The sequence below is a fragment of the Rossellomorea orangium genome (assembly GCF_019334305.1).
GTDB lineage: Bacteria > Bacillota > Bacilli > Bacillales > Bacillaceae_B > Rossellomorea.
In genome coordinates, this window is sequence record NZ_JAHWGH010000013.1 from 110567 (window position 1) to 125526 (window position 14960).

Annotated in this window: 13 protein-coding genes; 4 read left to right on the forward strand and 9 right to left on the reverse strand. The window is 43.2% G+C overall.

The window, feature by feature from the left end:
• Positions 1–26: 26 nt before the first annotated feature.
• From KYJ26_RS09445 to KYJ26_RS09455, 3 genes are all read right to left on the reverse strand, one after another.
• Complete coding sequence (locus KYJ26_RS09445) at positions 27–1583, reverse strand: fatty acid--CoA ligase family protein (protein WP_219167023.1); 1557 nt, start codon at positions 1581–1583, stop codon at positions 27–29.
• Between the two features lie 150 nt (positions 1584–1733).
• Entirely contained in the window at positions 1734–2720 is a 987-nt protein-coding gene (locus KYJ26_RS09450; protein ID WP_219167024.1) for a lipoate--protein ligase, read from the reverse strand.
• 11 nt (positions 2721–2731) lie between these two features.
• On the reverse strand, positions 2732–3466 hold the full coding sequence (locus KYJ26_RS09455) for an MBL fold metallo-hydrolase (RefSeq protein ID WP_219167025.1): 735 nt from the start codon (positions 3464–3466) through the stop codon (positions 2732–2734).
• Between the two features lie 196 nt (positions 3467–3662).
• Here KYJ26_RS09455 and yhfH point away from each other — a divergent pair, with 196 nt between their 5' ends.
• The gene (yhfH, locus tag KYJ26_RS09460) at positions 3663–3797 is read left to right on the forward strand and encodes a protein YhfH (RefSeq protein WP_079533738.1); all 135 of its coding nucleotides are present in this window, start codon (positions 3663–3665) and stop codon (positions 3795–3797) included.
• A gap of 61 nt (positions 3798–3858) precedes the next feature.
• Here the strand turns inward: yhfH and KYJ26_RS09465 are convergent, their stop codons facing one another.
• From KYJ26_RS09465 to KYJ26_RS09475, 3 genes are all read right to left on the reverse strand, one after another.
• Positions 3859–4611, reverse strand: coding sequence for a FixH family protein (locus KYJ26_RS09465; RefSeq protein WP_219167026.1), 753 nt, complete (start codon positions 4609–4611; stop codon positions 3859–3861).
• Positions 4612–4751: 140 nt separating this feature from the next.
• On the reverse strand, positions 4752–6950 hold the full coding sequence (locus KYJ26_RS09470) for a YhgE/Pip domain-containing protein (RefSeq protein ID WP_219167027.1): 2199 nt from the start codon (positions 6948–6950) through the stop codon (positions 4752–4754).
• Between the two features lie 123 nt (positions 6951–7073).
• Positions 7074–7646, reverse strand: coding sequence for a TetR/AcrR family transcriptional regulator (locus tag KYJ26_RS09475; RefSeq protein WP_219167028.1), 573 nt, complete (start codon positions 7644–7646; stop codon positions 7074–7076).
• 188 nt (positions 7647–7834) lie between these two features.
• Here KYJ26_RS09475 and KYJ26_RS09480 point away from each other — a divergent pair, with 188 nt between their 5' ends.
• Entirely contained in the window at positions 7835–9241 is a 1407-nt protein-coding gene (locus KYJ26_RS09480) for a LysM peptidoglycan-binding domain-containing protein (protein WP_219167029.1), read from the forward strand.
• Positions 9242–9309: 68 nt separating this feature from the next.
• Here the strand turns inward: KYJ26_RS09480 and hemY are convergent, their stop codons facing one another.
• The 3 genes from hemY to hemE form a co-directional block, all read right to left on the reverse strand.
• Positions 9310–10707, reverse strand: coding sequence for a protoporphyrinogen oxidase (gene hemY, locus KYJ26_RS09485; RefSeq protein WP_219167037.1), 1398 nt, complete (start codon positions 10705–10707; stop codon positions 9310–9312).
• Between the two features lie 117 nt (positions 10708–10824).
• A complete protein-coding gene (gene hemH / locus KYJ26_RS09490; protein WP_219167030.1) occupies positions 10825–11757 on the reverse strand; it encodes a ferrochelatase in 933 nt (310 codons plus the stop codon).
• A gap of 89 nt (positions 11758–11846) precedes the next feature.
• Positions 11847–12878, reverse strand: a complete 1032-nt coding sequence (hemE, locus tag KYJ26_RS09495) for a uroporphyrinogen decarboxylase (protein WP_219167031.1) — start codon at positions 12876–12878, stop codon at positions 11847–11849.
• A 791-nt stretch (positions 12879–13669) separates the two neighbouring features.
• Between hemE and KYJ26_RS09500 the strand changes: the two genes are divergently transcribed.
• Entirely contained in the window at positions 13670–14176 is a 507-nt protein-coding gene (locus KYJ26_RS09500) for an antibiotic biosynthesis monooxygenase family protein (RefSeq protein WP_219167032.1), read from the forward strand.
• A gap of 146 nt (positions 14177–14322) precedes the next feature.
• Complete coding sequence (locus tag KYJ26_RS09505; RefSeq protein ID WP_219167033.1) at positions 14323–14898, forward strand: cysteine hydrolase family protein; 576 nt, start codon at positions 14323–14325, stop codon at positions 14896–14898.
• Positions 14899–14960 lie beyond the last annotated feature (62 nt).

Consider the following 14960-nt stretch of genomic DNA (forward strand, 5'->3'; position numbering starts at 1 on the left):
GTCCAGGACTTGAGCATCTTCTTGTATTATGATTGAAGCACCTGGTCTTTCAGAGCTCTTCTTAAGATTTTACCAGTTGTATTCTTCGGAAGTTCATCCAGGAACTCGATCGATGCCGGAAGTTTATACTTCGCAAGATGTTCTTTACAATATTCCAGCACATCTTGTTCTGTTAAAGATGGATCGCTTTTCACGACATAGCTGCTGACGGCTTCACCCAGTTCGGGATGTGGGACGCCGATCACCGCGGCTTCCACGATGCCGGGATGGTTGTACAGGACTTCTTCGACTTCACGCGGGTATACGTTGTAACCTCCCACAATAATAAGTTCTTTTTTACGGTCCACTATATAGAAGTAACCCTCTTCATCCATCCGGGCAAGGTCACCCGTGTATAACCATCCGTCACGAATCGTTGCGGCTGTCTCCTCTTCCATTTTATAATATCCCTTCATGACATTAGGACCTTTGACGATTAGTTCACCGACCTGTCCAACGGGGACTTCCTCTCCCATTTCATCCACGACCTTGTTTTCCAGGTTCATGATCGATGTGCCGATAGAGCCAGGTTTTCTCGGGCGATCAAGCGGGTTGAAACAGGTAACCGGAGATGCTTCGGATAAACCGTATCCTTCAGAAACCATGACGTTGAATTTCTTTTCAAAGTTTTTAAGTAAGGCAACCGGCAAGGAAGCACCTCCTGAAATACAGAGACGGAGTGATGATAAATCTTCCGGATTTCCTTCAGGATACTGAAACAGGAAATTGTACATGGTCGGTACACCTGCGAATACGGTTGGCTGATGCTTCTTCGATAATTCAAATATGGCTTTCGGGCTGAAACGGGGAACAATGAGCAAGGTGGCTCCCCTCAACAGCGGTGCATTCAATACCACTGTCAAACAGAAGACATGGAACATCGGAAGGGCAGTAATGACGGTGTCGTCTTCATTCATTTTCAAATAGCTTCCAACATCAGTTGCATTGGAATAAATATTTTTGTGCGTCAACATGGCGCCTTTCGGTTTCCCCGTCGTTCCTGAAGTGTACAGGATGATGGCTACTTCATTTTCATCGACTGACTCACCCTTAAAACCAGGGTTCCCTTTCCCGAGCACATCTGTAAACGATTTCATTTTTGGATACGCAAGAGAAATTTGATCTAAATCAATCCCCTTCGCTCTTTCATCCCCTGATTCACAAAGAATGAAGTGCTCGACTTCAGTCAATAGATGCTGCATCTTTTCAATCAATGGTACCAGTAAATCAAGTGTGACGATGGCCTTCACATCCCCGTTTTTCAGAATGTAGCCAATCTCATCCGGTGTATAGATCGGATTGATCGGAATGACCTTCAACCCGAGGCGCAAGGCACCATATAGTCCGATGACAAAATGCGGTGAATTCCCTAATACAAGTGCGATATGATCCCCTTTTTTCAAACCCAATTGCTCCAGGCCACTTGCAAATTTTGAAACAGCACCATTCAATTCCCCGTATGTACTTGAGGTATTTAAAAAATGATAAGCCGTTTTATCTGCTTTCTCCTGAGCGATTTGATCTAACCGAGTCGCAATATTCAATTGTATCCCTCCCCTTTTCGCTAAACTGAATGAATGGTCATTCATCTAACTATTAAAAGTATTCAAAATATATTCTATATAAAGAAAAGTATTAATACAAGTAGTATGGATAAAAAAAGCCGCCCAAATTGGACGACTTTTCCATCAATATTAGTATACCAAATCCACAAATTCTTCCTTTGTCACATTCCCAAAATAGTGTTGAATATCAACACCCTCCAATGCCCCGGCAATGTCTTTTCGTTCATAGCGGGTGCCTATCAGCTTTTCTTCGATGTCATCAACATTGCCAACTCCGAAGAAATCACCGTAGATTTTACAGTTTTCGATTTTACCCTTGTTCACTTCAAGACGGACATCAATGGACCCGACGGGGAATCTGTGAGAGTGCTGAAGATTAAATTTCGGGGATTTACCATAGTTCCAATCCCAGTTTTGATAGCGATCTTTTGAAAGTGCATGGATGTTCTTCCAATCTTCTTCCGTCAGGACATATTCTTCTACGTCGCTACCGTCAAAGATATAATCGAGAAGGGTAGAGCGGAACTCTTCTATAGTCATTTTTTCTGAAAGGAATTCCGAGATATTGGCCACGCGGCTGCGGATCGATTTAATCCCTTTTGATTCAATCTTGTCCTTTTTCACCCGCAAAGCTGACACGACGTTTTCCATTTCAGAATCAAATAGGAGCGTTCCGTGACTGAACATGCGACCTTTCGTGGAGAACTGGGCGTTACCGGAAATCTTCCTGCCTTCAGCGATAATATCGTTACGACCGCTAAGCTCTGCCTTTACTCCGAGCTTATGAAGAGCTGTTACAACAGGCTCAGTGAATTTTTTAAAGTTGTGGAAGCTCTCTCCATCATCCTTCGTGATGAAGCTGAAGTTCAGATTCCCTAAGTCATGGTAAACAGCTCCCCCACCGGAAAGGCGGCGAACGACATGGAGTCCTTGTTTCTCCACATAATCCGTGTTGATTTCCTCAACTGTATTTTGATTTTTCCCGATGATGATGGACGGTTCATTGATATAAAATAATAAATAACTCTCATTAATATCTAAGTTCTTCAGTGCATATTCTTCAATAGCAAGGTTGATCCTTGGATCCGTGATTCCTTTATTATCGATAAATAACATCTTTCTTCCTCCTATATCTCTACTACCATATCTTTTTTCGCTAACAGTACCTCACCCTTATAAAGGGTACTCGCTTCCGTTACCAGCTGATCCAGCTCTCCGAAATGGGGTAAATGGGTCAGTATCAGCTTTCGTGCATTGGACTCTTGAGCTAGGTGACCTGCGTCAAGACTCGTCATATGACCAGCGTTTGAAGCATCCATTTCCCCATAAAAATTACACTCACACAGAAGTACGTCTGCATCTTGACCGAATGAAACAAACTCCCCACTAAAGGCAGAATCTGCAGTGTAGAACAAGACTTTTCCGTCTGCTTCGATCCTCATTCCGTAGCATGGAACGGGATGCCTGGTCTTCACAAATGTTACTGTGAAGGGGCCAACCGATAATGAAGAATCTTCCTTATATTCATGGGCTTTCATTAAATCTTTATATGTAATCGTTTCAAAGCCCCGTTGATCTTCTCTGTGGGCATATACCGGTAGTGTACCTTTATTCTTCCCAAGGAAGTATTGAATCAACAAAGCGTGTTGTAGTACACCGATATCTGCCACGTGATCCGGATGATAGTGGGATACGAGGATCGCATCCAGGTCTGTTGCCTCTACGTGATGCTGCAAGTGGGACAGTACACCACTGCCACAGTCAATAAGCAGGTTATAGCCATTATGCTGGAGTAAGTACCCGGTGCTTGCTTCTCCTGCCTTTGGATAGCCGCCCCATTGCCCAATTACGGTTAGCTTCATGTTTGAACCTCGCCTTTCACATTAGTATGTACCCTTACTATACTTCATTGTGCCTATTTTTTCATTTTTTTCGCCCATTTTAGAATTAATTGTTGACGAAACTCATACTGTTATAATACAATAAAATAAATTAACACATCAGTTATATAACACGAACAATTGATGGGTGAATACAAATTTACGGAGGGTGATGAACATGGTAAAAAATATTGTTGAGTTCTTTCGAAATTTGCCGCCTAAGTCTTGTGCACAGTGTGGAGATACAATTGAGGAGCAGCATGAGTGCTACGGCATTTATTGCGAAAAATGTACGACTGACTACGAATATTAAGAAGCTGGTTATCAAGGGGTAATAAAAAGGATGCTCTTCATAAAGAGCATCCTTTTTATGTTTATTGTACTTCTACGGTTTCCATTGTGTGTTCGTGAATTTCTTCTCCCTGGGTGACGTGCACCTGTACATTATATGAACCTTTTTCCGGGAAAGTATAGGAGCCGCTATATTTGCCGGCCTCACCTGGAGCCAGATCCACCCACTCATGTTTCTCCTGGTCTTCTTGATAAATTTCAAATCGAACTTTGGCATCTTCCAATGGAGCTTCTTCATTTTCAACATGCACCATCATTTTTGCTTCTTCACCTGCTGTAATACTGTCAGGCTTCATCAGGTGAATGGACACTTTACTTTCATGGTCGCCATGGTGGTGATCGTCCCCGGCTTCCTCATGTTCCCCTGCTTCTACTTCGCCGATCGCAATTTCTGTTTTAGGCATCGTATGCATGTCTCGTGCGGTCACATGAACCTGTACGGTATACATGCCGTCTTCTTCAAACGTCTTCTCAGCCTTGTATACACCACCTTTATCGTGCTTCGCTTCGATCATTTCACTTTCTTCTTTGTGATCATTTTTCCAAATTTCATATTTCACTTCACCGGCATCCTCGACGTTCTCATCACCTTGTGTGACCTTCGTGGAAAGAGAAACGGTTTGACCCTTCTCCCCCTTTTCAGGTACGTCTAATTTTGCCTGTATTGGTTCTAATTTCTCCTCGTCCTTCGCTCCGTTATCCTCATTTGAATTACCGCATGCAGCGATAAATAATGCAAGAAGCCCTATAAGCATAAACAAACTTATTTTTTTCATGATTGATCCTCCTCATATCTTTCAGTGTATAACCATTATGTACCTCTCCCCAATTAGTATACACGTTCATGTTTAAGAAGGGTTTGTCCATTTTATGAAGAAAAAACGGTAGATGTGTGTGACATCTACCGTTTTTTTCCTTATGCTTCTACTGTTTTTGTATATTGTTTCTTGAACAGCCCTACAAAGAACACTGCCGTCAATGCGACGAATACAATGAAGTATCCCAGCAGGATGAAGAGGTTTTGCCACATGAAGGCAAAGTCTCCGCTTGAAATGACCGCTTTGAACGCTGATACCGAATATGTCATCGGTAACAGTGCACTGATTGGTTGCAGTGCAGTCGGAATTAATTCGAGTGGGAATGTACCCGCACTCGTTGTCAATTGCAGAATCAAAATGATGATGGCTACGAATCGTCCCGGATCACCTAGTATTGTAACCAGCATCTGAATTAACGCCAGGAATGTGAGACTCGTAATAATAGTAGAAAGTAAGAATAATGGTACACTTTCCACTTCTAGACCCAATCCAAAGAGTAAGATCGCCGCTGCAATGAGTGATTGGATGATCCCTACTGTCGTAAGGACAGTAAATTTACCCATGAACCAGCTTACTCCGCTTGATGGGCGGTCGGATGGTTCTCGGAGCGGATACACAATTGAGATCAATAGTGCTCCTACAAATAGTCCAAGAGACAAGAAATAAGGAGCAAATCCTGTTCCGTAGTTTGGAACATGATTGATTTTCTCGTTTTTCACATCAACCGGTCCAGCCATCATGTCGTACGTATCATCATCGGCTTTGACACTGTTGGCTTCTTTGGCTGCGTCCTTTAATTTCGATTCGTATTCCGTTGTACCGTCAGATAGTTTCGTTGTTCCATCCGCAAGCTCTGTTGAACCATCCGCAAGCTTTCTGGAACCGTCGGCAAGCTTAGTGGAGCCGTCATATACCTGGTTAAGACCTGAGCTTAGTTCATTCGCCCCTGAAGCGAGACCTACCGTTCCCTGGTATACGTCTCCAAGTTTCTGATTTAATAAACCGTAGTTTTCCACCACTTTATTTTGACCGGCTACAAGCTGATTAGAACCTTCATCCAGCTGAGCTGATCCTGTTACAAGCTGATCGACGCCACCTTGTAGTTTCTTTTGACCTTCGTTTAATGCACCAATTCCCCCGGCAAGAGAATTCGCTCCTTTTTGAAGCTCAGTGGCACCATTGCTTAAAGCTCCAGTACCTGTTTGAAGTCCCGATGCACCCTGCTTGATTTGATTGATGGCAGCCTTTAGTTCGGCCTGCTTTTCTTCAGGCAGGCTTCCCATATATGGAGCCAATTCATTCTCAAGCTTAGTGGCTCCTGCTCCGATTGCCTGAGCCCCGGCTTGTGCACTGTCCGCTCCGCCTTTCAGGTCACCAATCTTTTCAGCCAAGGTTTGAGACCCTGCCTGCAGTTTGGCTGTATTGTCTACTGCACTATCAAGTCCTGCATCCACCTGTTCCAAACCGGCCTTGCTTTTATCGATTCCGGCAGCAAGGGAATTCAACCCGGTTTGAACATCCTGCGTTCCTTTATATAATTGCTGTGATTTATCCTTCATGACCCCAACACCGTCAGATAGTTCCTGAGAACCTTTTGCGAGTTTCTCTGCACCGGCACGGGTCTTTGCCACACCGTCTGTCATCTCGACGTTCTTTTCAGCAAGGACTGCTAAATTGTCTTTTAGCTTTTTGGCACCTTGAGAAAGATCAATGGCACCATTGTTGATTTCGCCCGCTTTATCGCTGGCGGTCTGGAAACCATCTCCCATTTCCTGAATCTTCTCAAACATCGTTTCAGCATATGTTTCTGAAACGGATTTAGAGAGACTGGCTTTGATTTCTTTCATTGCCGTATCCCCTATTTGAGCAGATAAGAAATTAAAGCTTTCATTTGGCACATATTTCAGAGAAAGCTTCTTAGGACTTTCTTCTAACAATGTTGTACCATTTTCAGAGAAATCCTCTGGAATCTCCACAAGCATGTAATAGTCCTGCTTCTCCAGATTCTTATAACCTTCCTCTTTATCTACGAAGTGAAAATCGAATTGATCGCTATCCTTCAACTTATCTACAAGATCCGATCCGATATGCAATTCCTTTCCGTCAAACTCCGCGCCCTGATCGCTGTTGACAACGGCCACGGGAAGGTCGGAAAGCTGCTCGTATGGATCCCAGAATGCCCATAGGAACATGCCGCTGTATAGTACAGGAATAAAAAGAACGGCTAGTATTGGAATGAGCAGCTTCTTGTTGCGAAAAATCGCTTTGAATTCTGAACCAATAAATGATTTCTTCATGTTTACCTCCTACTAATTTTTAAAATGGAACTATTGACCAATAAGTTCAAACGGTCATAAAGGAGTAAAAATAAATGACTATATTATTCAAATGGTCATTTATTACCAAAAATGAAGGATTATCTAATTCGATAACCCCTTTATGATGTAAAGTTCAAACAAGTTGGCAATTTCATCTTTATCCAGTGGACCATGGGTACGTTCCCAATCAAATATCAAGGAAACATATAGCTTTAGTAGTACAAATGCAGTCATTTCCGGATTGCATGGCTTGATCGCTTCTGAGGCAATGGCCTTTTCTATCCGGTGACTAAGGAATTTGATCACTACTTTCTCCATGCGATCGATCACTTCGGATACTGCAGGCGTCCCCATTTCGCGGGCTTCCTGGTATAATTTAATGGTGAGCTTATGCTCTTTTCTAAATTCGAGCAAACGAAATAGTGCAGCATGAACATTTTCTGAGAATGTTGCATCTGGATCGATGACTTCTTCTGCTTCATGGGTCATTTCCTTAATGAGCGATGAGACAATCTCATCGAATAATTCTTCCTTGTTTTTGAAGAACGTATAAATGGTGCCCTTTCCGACGTTTGCCAGTTTAGCTACTTGATCCATCGTCGTGGCTTTATAACCAAACAAAGAAAAAGAATTGGTAGCAGCCTCGAGAATTTGTTTCTTGCGATCAATCGCCATGACTTCACTCCTTCATATGACCGTTTGACCAAATTTGTTATTTAGTCATTTTGTTAACATTGATAAATTTATCACATCTTTAATCATTACACAAGAGATATTTTTCAGTTTCTAAAGCCAAGGATCCTTCATATCGAATGAGCCCTCTTGAATAGGCTATAGGTATAAGGTTTGTAAGGAGGTGCAACATGAATATTTACGTAGTGAAAAGCGGCGATTCACTCTGGTCGATATCGTCAAAGTATGGTGTGGATGTAAACCAGATCGCTTATGGAAATCAGTTGAAGAACCCGAATCTACTTATTATCGGACAAAGTCTTCTCATCCCTGAACCATTAAAGGAGTATATTGTGCAGCCTGGGGACACGTTATATAAAATCAGCCAAAAATATCAAATCAACATGGACGAATTAGAAGCATTCAATCAAATCTCTGACCCGGCGGCACTCTTTGTCGGACAGTTGATCGTGATGCCGGCATTCATTCATAAAGTCAGACCCGGCGACACTCTTTACACCATTTCTTATAATTATAAAGTCCCCATGCAGCAGATATTAAATGCAAATGCCATTTCTAATCCATCCCTTATTTATCCCAACCAGGAAATTAAAATTCCGAATATGAGACCGATGATTGAGGTAAATGCCTATACGACCAGAACGGATGGGCAAGGTATAGCTGAAGTGAATGGATTGGGGAGCTATTTCACTTATCTGGCTCCATTTACCCACTCCATAACGAGTGAAGGCTCTATCACAGAATTGAATGATACGGGTCTTATTTCAGCAGCCAATAATCAAAACGTTGAGCCACTATTGGTATTGACAAATTATGTGGATGGAAAATTCAACTCTGATCTCGTCGCAAAGGTATTGAGAAATGAACCTCTGCAGAACACATTAATTTCGTCCATCGTGAAGAAAATAGAAGAAAAGGGGTATAAAGGTCTTAACATTGATTTTGAATACGTTTATCCAGAAGACAGGGAAAATTACAATTCCTTTTTAAGAAGGACCGTAAAAGTTTTAAAGCCTAAGGGCTATTCTGTTTCAACAGCCCTTGCACCCAAAATTAAGGGCGACCAAAAAGGGTTGTTATACGAAGCCCACGACTATAAAGCTCACGGAGAAATCGTAGACTTTGTTGTCCTCATGACGTACGAATGGGGTTGGGCTGGGGGTAAACCATGGGCGATCGCTCCCATCAATGAAGTCAAAAAAGTACTGGACTATGCCGTGACCGTCATTCCTCGTAAAAAAATCCTCATGGGGACACCCCTTTATGGACGTGACTGGAAAGTACCATGGGTTGATGGAACCTTCGCAAAAACCGTCTCACCCCAGGGTGCCCTGGATTTGGCGAGCAAATATGGTGTACGCATTCAATATAATGACCAGTATCAATCCCCCTTTTTCAATTACTGGGATGAAGGTGGTCAGCAGCACGAAGTTTGGTTTGAAGATGGAAGAAGCATGCTGGCAAAGCAAAGAGTACTTGACGATTATGGGTTAAGGGGTCTAAGCTACTGGGTTCTCGGTTCAGCCTTCCCACAGAATTGGCTGCTCCAGCATTCAAGGTACCAGGTCAGGAAGTAAGATCCCTCATTCTATGAATAGTAGTACCCTCATACCACAAAAGACCACCAGTTTCCCGGTGGTCTCGTTCATTTTAAATAATCAAGCACTTTTAAAACGGTCTTTTCCCCCTGACCGATACAATCAGGTATGCTTAACCCGTCATAAGAACTACCGGCGATAAATACTCCCGGGAGATTCTCTTCTGCTTTATCATACATTTCCCGGATCCGCTCCCGGTGGCCAACCGTATATTGCGGCATGGAGTTTTTGTATCTGGTGACGATTGTGAAATCCGGCTGTCCCTCAATATCCATTATCTTGCTCAAATCATCCATGACGATCTGCTCGATGTGATCATCGGATAAATCCACGATGGTTTCGTCACCGGACTTACCAAGGTAGCAACGCAATAGTGCTTTTCCTTCGGGAGCCGTATGTGGCCACTTTTTATGCGTCCATGTCCCAGCAGTCAAAGAGTAATCGCTGTTCCTTGATACAAGAAATTCTGTACCGGCGATATCTTTTTTTATAGCCTCCTGAGAGAAGCCCATTGCAACAGTAGCAACGGATGTAGCCGGCATGGCCTTTAAGAAAGATAAGAATGGATAGGATGAAAACATGGATTGTAATACATGATGCGGGGTGGTGACGATAACGCTGTCGGCTTCCATCTGCTCACCATTTGTAAACGTAATCGTATAATCATTTTGGGCTTCTTTATCTATGCTCGTTACTTTCATGCTTTTGTAAACCGTATTCGGTTCAAGCTCTTCTTCCATGGCATCAATGAGGGATTCGAGCCCTCCGGTAAAGGTCAAAAAGTTACCTTCGATGTTAGAGTCTGCTCCTTGTCCGCTCTTTTTGATGCCGGCAATCAGGCTACGATGTTTTTGTTCTATTTCATAGAGTTGCGGGAATGTTGACATTAAGCTTAATTGATCAATATCCCCTGCGAAAATACCTGTTAAGAGAGGTTCGATCAAATGGTCGACGACTTCATCTCCCATTCTCCTTCTGAAGAATCTTCCCAGGGACTGATCTTCACTGTCTTGTGAGCGGGGAAGTATGAAATCTGCTGCAGCCCTCATTTTTCCTGATAGTGAGAATAAACTTGTTGTGATGAAAGGGGCGATTTGAGTTGGAATCCCTACAATGGATCCACCTGGTATGGGATACAGCTCACCACCGGCTATCACATAGGACGTGCCCTTGCGATTTCGAACGAGTGTGTCTTCTATACCCAGCTTTCCCGCCAAGCGTGAGAGTTCCGATTTGCTCGATAAACAAGAGTCCGGCCCTTTTTCGATAACATAGCCGTCCTTCTTGAAAGTCTGGACCTTCCCACCCAGTCGATGGGTGGCTTCTACAAGCTTCACTTCAATGGGAAGATTCCTTTCTTTGATTTCTTGTTGCAAATAGTAAACCGTCGTTAATCCGGTGATTCCCCCACCAATGACTACGACCTTTTTGGTTTGTGGTTCCAACACGTTCATCGCCTTCTTTAACAAAATATCTTTAATCCCGTTAATAGAGAAGGACTAAAGCTGTGAGCATGCACCCAATTGCTTCAGTCCTTCCTGTGTAGCCATAAAAAAGAGAAATTATTTAGTAAGGTGTTTCAACACGACTTCTGCCATGGCATCAATGAATTCAGGTTTGGCATTTGGCATTTCAGGGCGATAGTACGAAGCTCCAATTTCATCTGTCACGACTTTGCACTCATAATCATTGTCATAGAGAACTTCAAGATGATCAGCAACGAACCCTACCGGTGTGTAGACAAAGGTAGTATATCCTTTCTCCTTATGAAGGTCCCTTGTCAGGTCCTGCACGTCTGGGCCGATCCATGGATCAGGGGTGTTCCCCTCACTTTGCCAGCCTACAGCATATTCTGTCACACCCGCTCCCTCTGCAATCATCTTTGCTGTTTCCTCTAATTGCATCGGATACGGGTCACCTGATTGCAGAATCCGTTCGGGCAAGCTATGAGCAGAAACAATCAGGACTGCTTTACTGCGCTCATCATCGGACATTCCTGCATACGTTTCTTTCACGCGATCCACCCAATATTGAATGAATTTAGGTTCATCGTACCAGCTTTCAACAGAAGTAATCTGAGGTCCTCCCAGTTTTTCAGCCGTTTCTTTGGCGCGTCCATTGTACGATTTAACGCTGAACGTTGAGAAATGTGGGGCCAATACGATGGAAACCGCTTCTTCAATGCCGTCCTTATGCATCTGCTCGACAGCGTCTTCGACAAAAGGCTCGATATGCTTTAAGCCCAGGTACATTTTGAATTCGATGTCATCTTGAATACGGTTCAGATGTTCTTCGAGACTCTTCGCCTGGTCAAGGGTGATTTTCGCCAGAGGGGAAATCCCGCCGATTGCTTCATAGCGTCCACGGAGATCTTCAAGCAGTTCACTGGAAGGGACTCTGCCGTGGCGGATGTGTGTATAGTAGCGTTCCAAATCTTCTTCTTTATATGGCGTTCCATAGGCCATCACCAACAGGCCCATTTTTTTCTTTGACATATACTTCACCTCATTATCAGTTTCATACATTCCATTATTGTGCCATGTTTTTCTGATAGAATCCATGTACAGGCAGTTGTGAATGTGCTCTATCTGGCACTGTATTCATGTACGAAGGCTGCCAGGCGCTTTAATGTATCCGGATTCACTTGTGGGAAAACCCCATGCCCCAAGTTAAAGATATGACCAGGAAGCTCCATCCCCTGGTCCAGGATTTCTTTGGCTTTTTCTTCAATCACATTCCACGGAGCCAACAATATCGCAGGATCAAGATTCCCCATGACCGTTTTCGAGATACCTCTGTCCCTTGCTTCTGTAATAGATAGTCGCCAATCAAGGCCAACGACATCAATTGGAAGATCATGCCATTCATTCGCCAAGTGACTTGCGCCTACCCCAAACATGATCAATGGAACGTTCTCTTCCTTCAGTTCATTAAAGATTCTTTCCATAACAGGCTTGATGAACGTACGATAATCCTGCACATTCAACGCACCGACCCAAGAATCGAATATTTGGAAAGCAGATGCCCCCGCTTTAATTTGAGCTTTCGCATACGTAACGGTCATGGCTGCCAGTTTATCCATTAAAGCAAACCAGGCTTGAGGTTCTGCATACATGAATGCTTTTGTTTTATTATAATTCTTGGAAGGGCCGCCTTCAATCATATAGCTTGCCATTGTAAACGGGGCACCGGCAAAACCGATTAACGGAACGGATAACTGTTCCTGAGTCAATAATTTGATCGTGTCCAGTACATAAGGGACATCCTGTTCAGGATTGATTTCTCCCAGTTTTTCAACATCTGCCGTGGTACGGATCGGATTGTCTATGACAGGGCCGATACCTGATTTAATCTCTACATCCACCCCAATCGAAGGAAGCGGTGACATGATGTCTTTATAAAGAATCGCAGCATCGACGTTATATTGTTCGACCGGCAGTCTTGTGACATATGCACAAAGTTCGGGTTGATGTGTAATTTCGAATAGAGAATACTTCTCCTTGATTTTACGGTATTCAGGCTGTGAACGACCCGCTTGTCTCATATACCAAACCGGAGTATAGTCCGTGTTTTCTCCCCTTGCCGCTCGTAAAAAAGTATCATTCATCTGTTTCATACCTTTGTTTGTCCACCTTTCTATGTAACTCATTATTCCCATTGTAAACTAATTTGAGTAGATTCTAAAATTGTCTTATTTTAATAGGCTGTTTTCGTAAACATTGTAGCTATAGAAGAAGCGAGTGATGGTTGATTTCCGCTCCAGGTGCTCGCTTTCCGCGGGGCGGGCGGTGAGCCTCCTCGGCTTCGCCTGTGGGGTCTCACCTGTCCCGCTATTCCCGCAGGAGTCGAGCACCTTCCGCTACAATCAACTTTCAGTGCTTAAGCTTTTCAACGTAAAACACATTTCAATGCGCTTTACAGGAAATTTTTTTGAAATGAAACATCAAATGTAACTAAAATAGGATCTTTATTTTGATTAGTACATTCATTCAACAGTTAGCTCTGCCACCCAACACTTGAATAGAGGAACTGCGTAGACTCCTACGGAAAACGGGCGTGCCGAGACCCCGGAATCGAATTTTGCTGAGGAGGCTCGGCCGGACGTCCGTGGAAAGCGGAGCAGTTCCCCTCTTCCGCAAGCATACTCTTGTTGGCAGAGCCTTGGCCGCTTATTGTCGTATAGAATTAACAACTACCTTTACGAAAATAGCTTCTTAAATGACCGTCCGAATTGTAACCCTTTTAAACTATAGACGTTTTAAGGAGAATTGTATAGCTATCATGGGAAAATGTCATAAATTTGCCGATTTTCGAAGAAGGAAGAAAAAATATCCATGAATCATGTTACATGAGAGAAAGAAAAGGGAAGAGTATAATAGAAGTGACTAATTTGTTGAGGTGATTTGGATGAAGTTATATATGACGACGGGTACACATGATTTCCTTCAAAAAATAATGGATCAGCATCCTGAAGAAACAATGATGTTGATGCAGGGGGAAGATGCACTGCTTTTACATGAAACAAGCGGAGAAAGTGTGTTTGAGTCTCCTCGAAGCTATGAGGTTGTCGACCAATCCGGCACACTGGAGAGCAAAGGGTATGTTGTATTCAACAATATTCCTGTATCAGACGAAGGCAGACCGCTTTTTGAATACCGCTTTAAAAACCGGGCCGGTTTAATTGAAGAAGTTGAAGGCTTTACAGCGATTCGAGTTCTTCGCCCTTTGGACAGCGATACATATGTAATCATGACCCTGTGGGAGGATGAAAGAGGTTTCCTTGGATGGCAGGAATCCAAGCAGTACGAGAAAGCCCACGCTAAGCGGGGGACAGAAGAAGGAATTGATAATCAAAAGGACATCTTCCCACGTGCTTCCTATGTAAGTAAATATTATGTTTCAGGTCAATCCTGAAGAAAAAGCTGCCTGACATTGGGCAGCTTTTTCTTTTTTCAATCTTTACAATTGCAGTGAGGGTGTACATACATAATTACAAATAATTAACAGTATACTTTATCGTATTGGTCATGGGCATCCTGAATGAAAGGAGAGGAGTTCCAATGAGTCAAACATGTCTGCTATTAATTGACTTTCAAAAGGCTTATAGAGATCCTTCATTAGGAAAACGAAACAATCCGAACATGGAAAGGAATGCATATCAACTGCTTCAAGGCTGGAGAGAAAAAGCCTGGCCGATTGTGCACGTTCAGCATTCTTCTCTCGATATGGAATCACCATTGCATTCAAGTTCCGCAGGATTCGATTTCATGGAGAATTTCCACCCTTCCCGGAATGAAAAACACATCATCAAGCATTTCACCAGCGCCTTTATCGATACGGATCTGGATTTATATTTAAAGCGGGAAAAGTATGAATCTCTTGTAGTCATGGGGTTCACCACCAATCACGGCATATCCAGTACCGTTCGAATGGCAAATGACCTGGGCTATGATGTAACCGTTCCTTTTAATGCTACTGCATGCTTTGAAACATACTCGTTTGACGGTTCGTTATTTTCAGCTGAAATCGTTCACGGCCTGTCACTGGCAAATCTCCACCATGAATTTGCCACCATCTCTTCCACCGAATCTCTGTTGTCAACGCGTTTAAAATTAAGCAAGCCGGTTATTTTTTAATTTTCGTATCTGTTCTTGCAGAAGGGGCTTGGTCAAAGGGAATGATATCATTCCCTTTGACC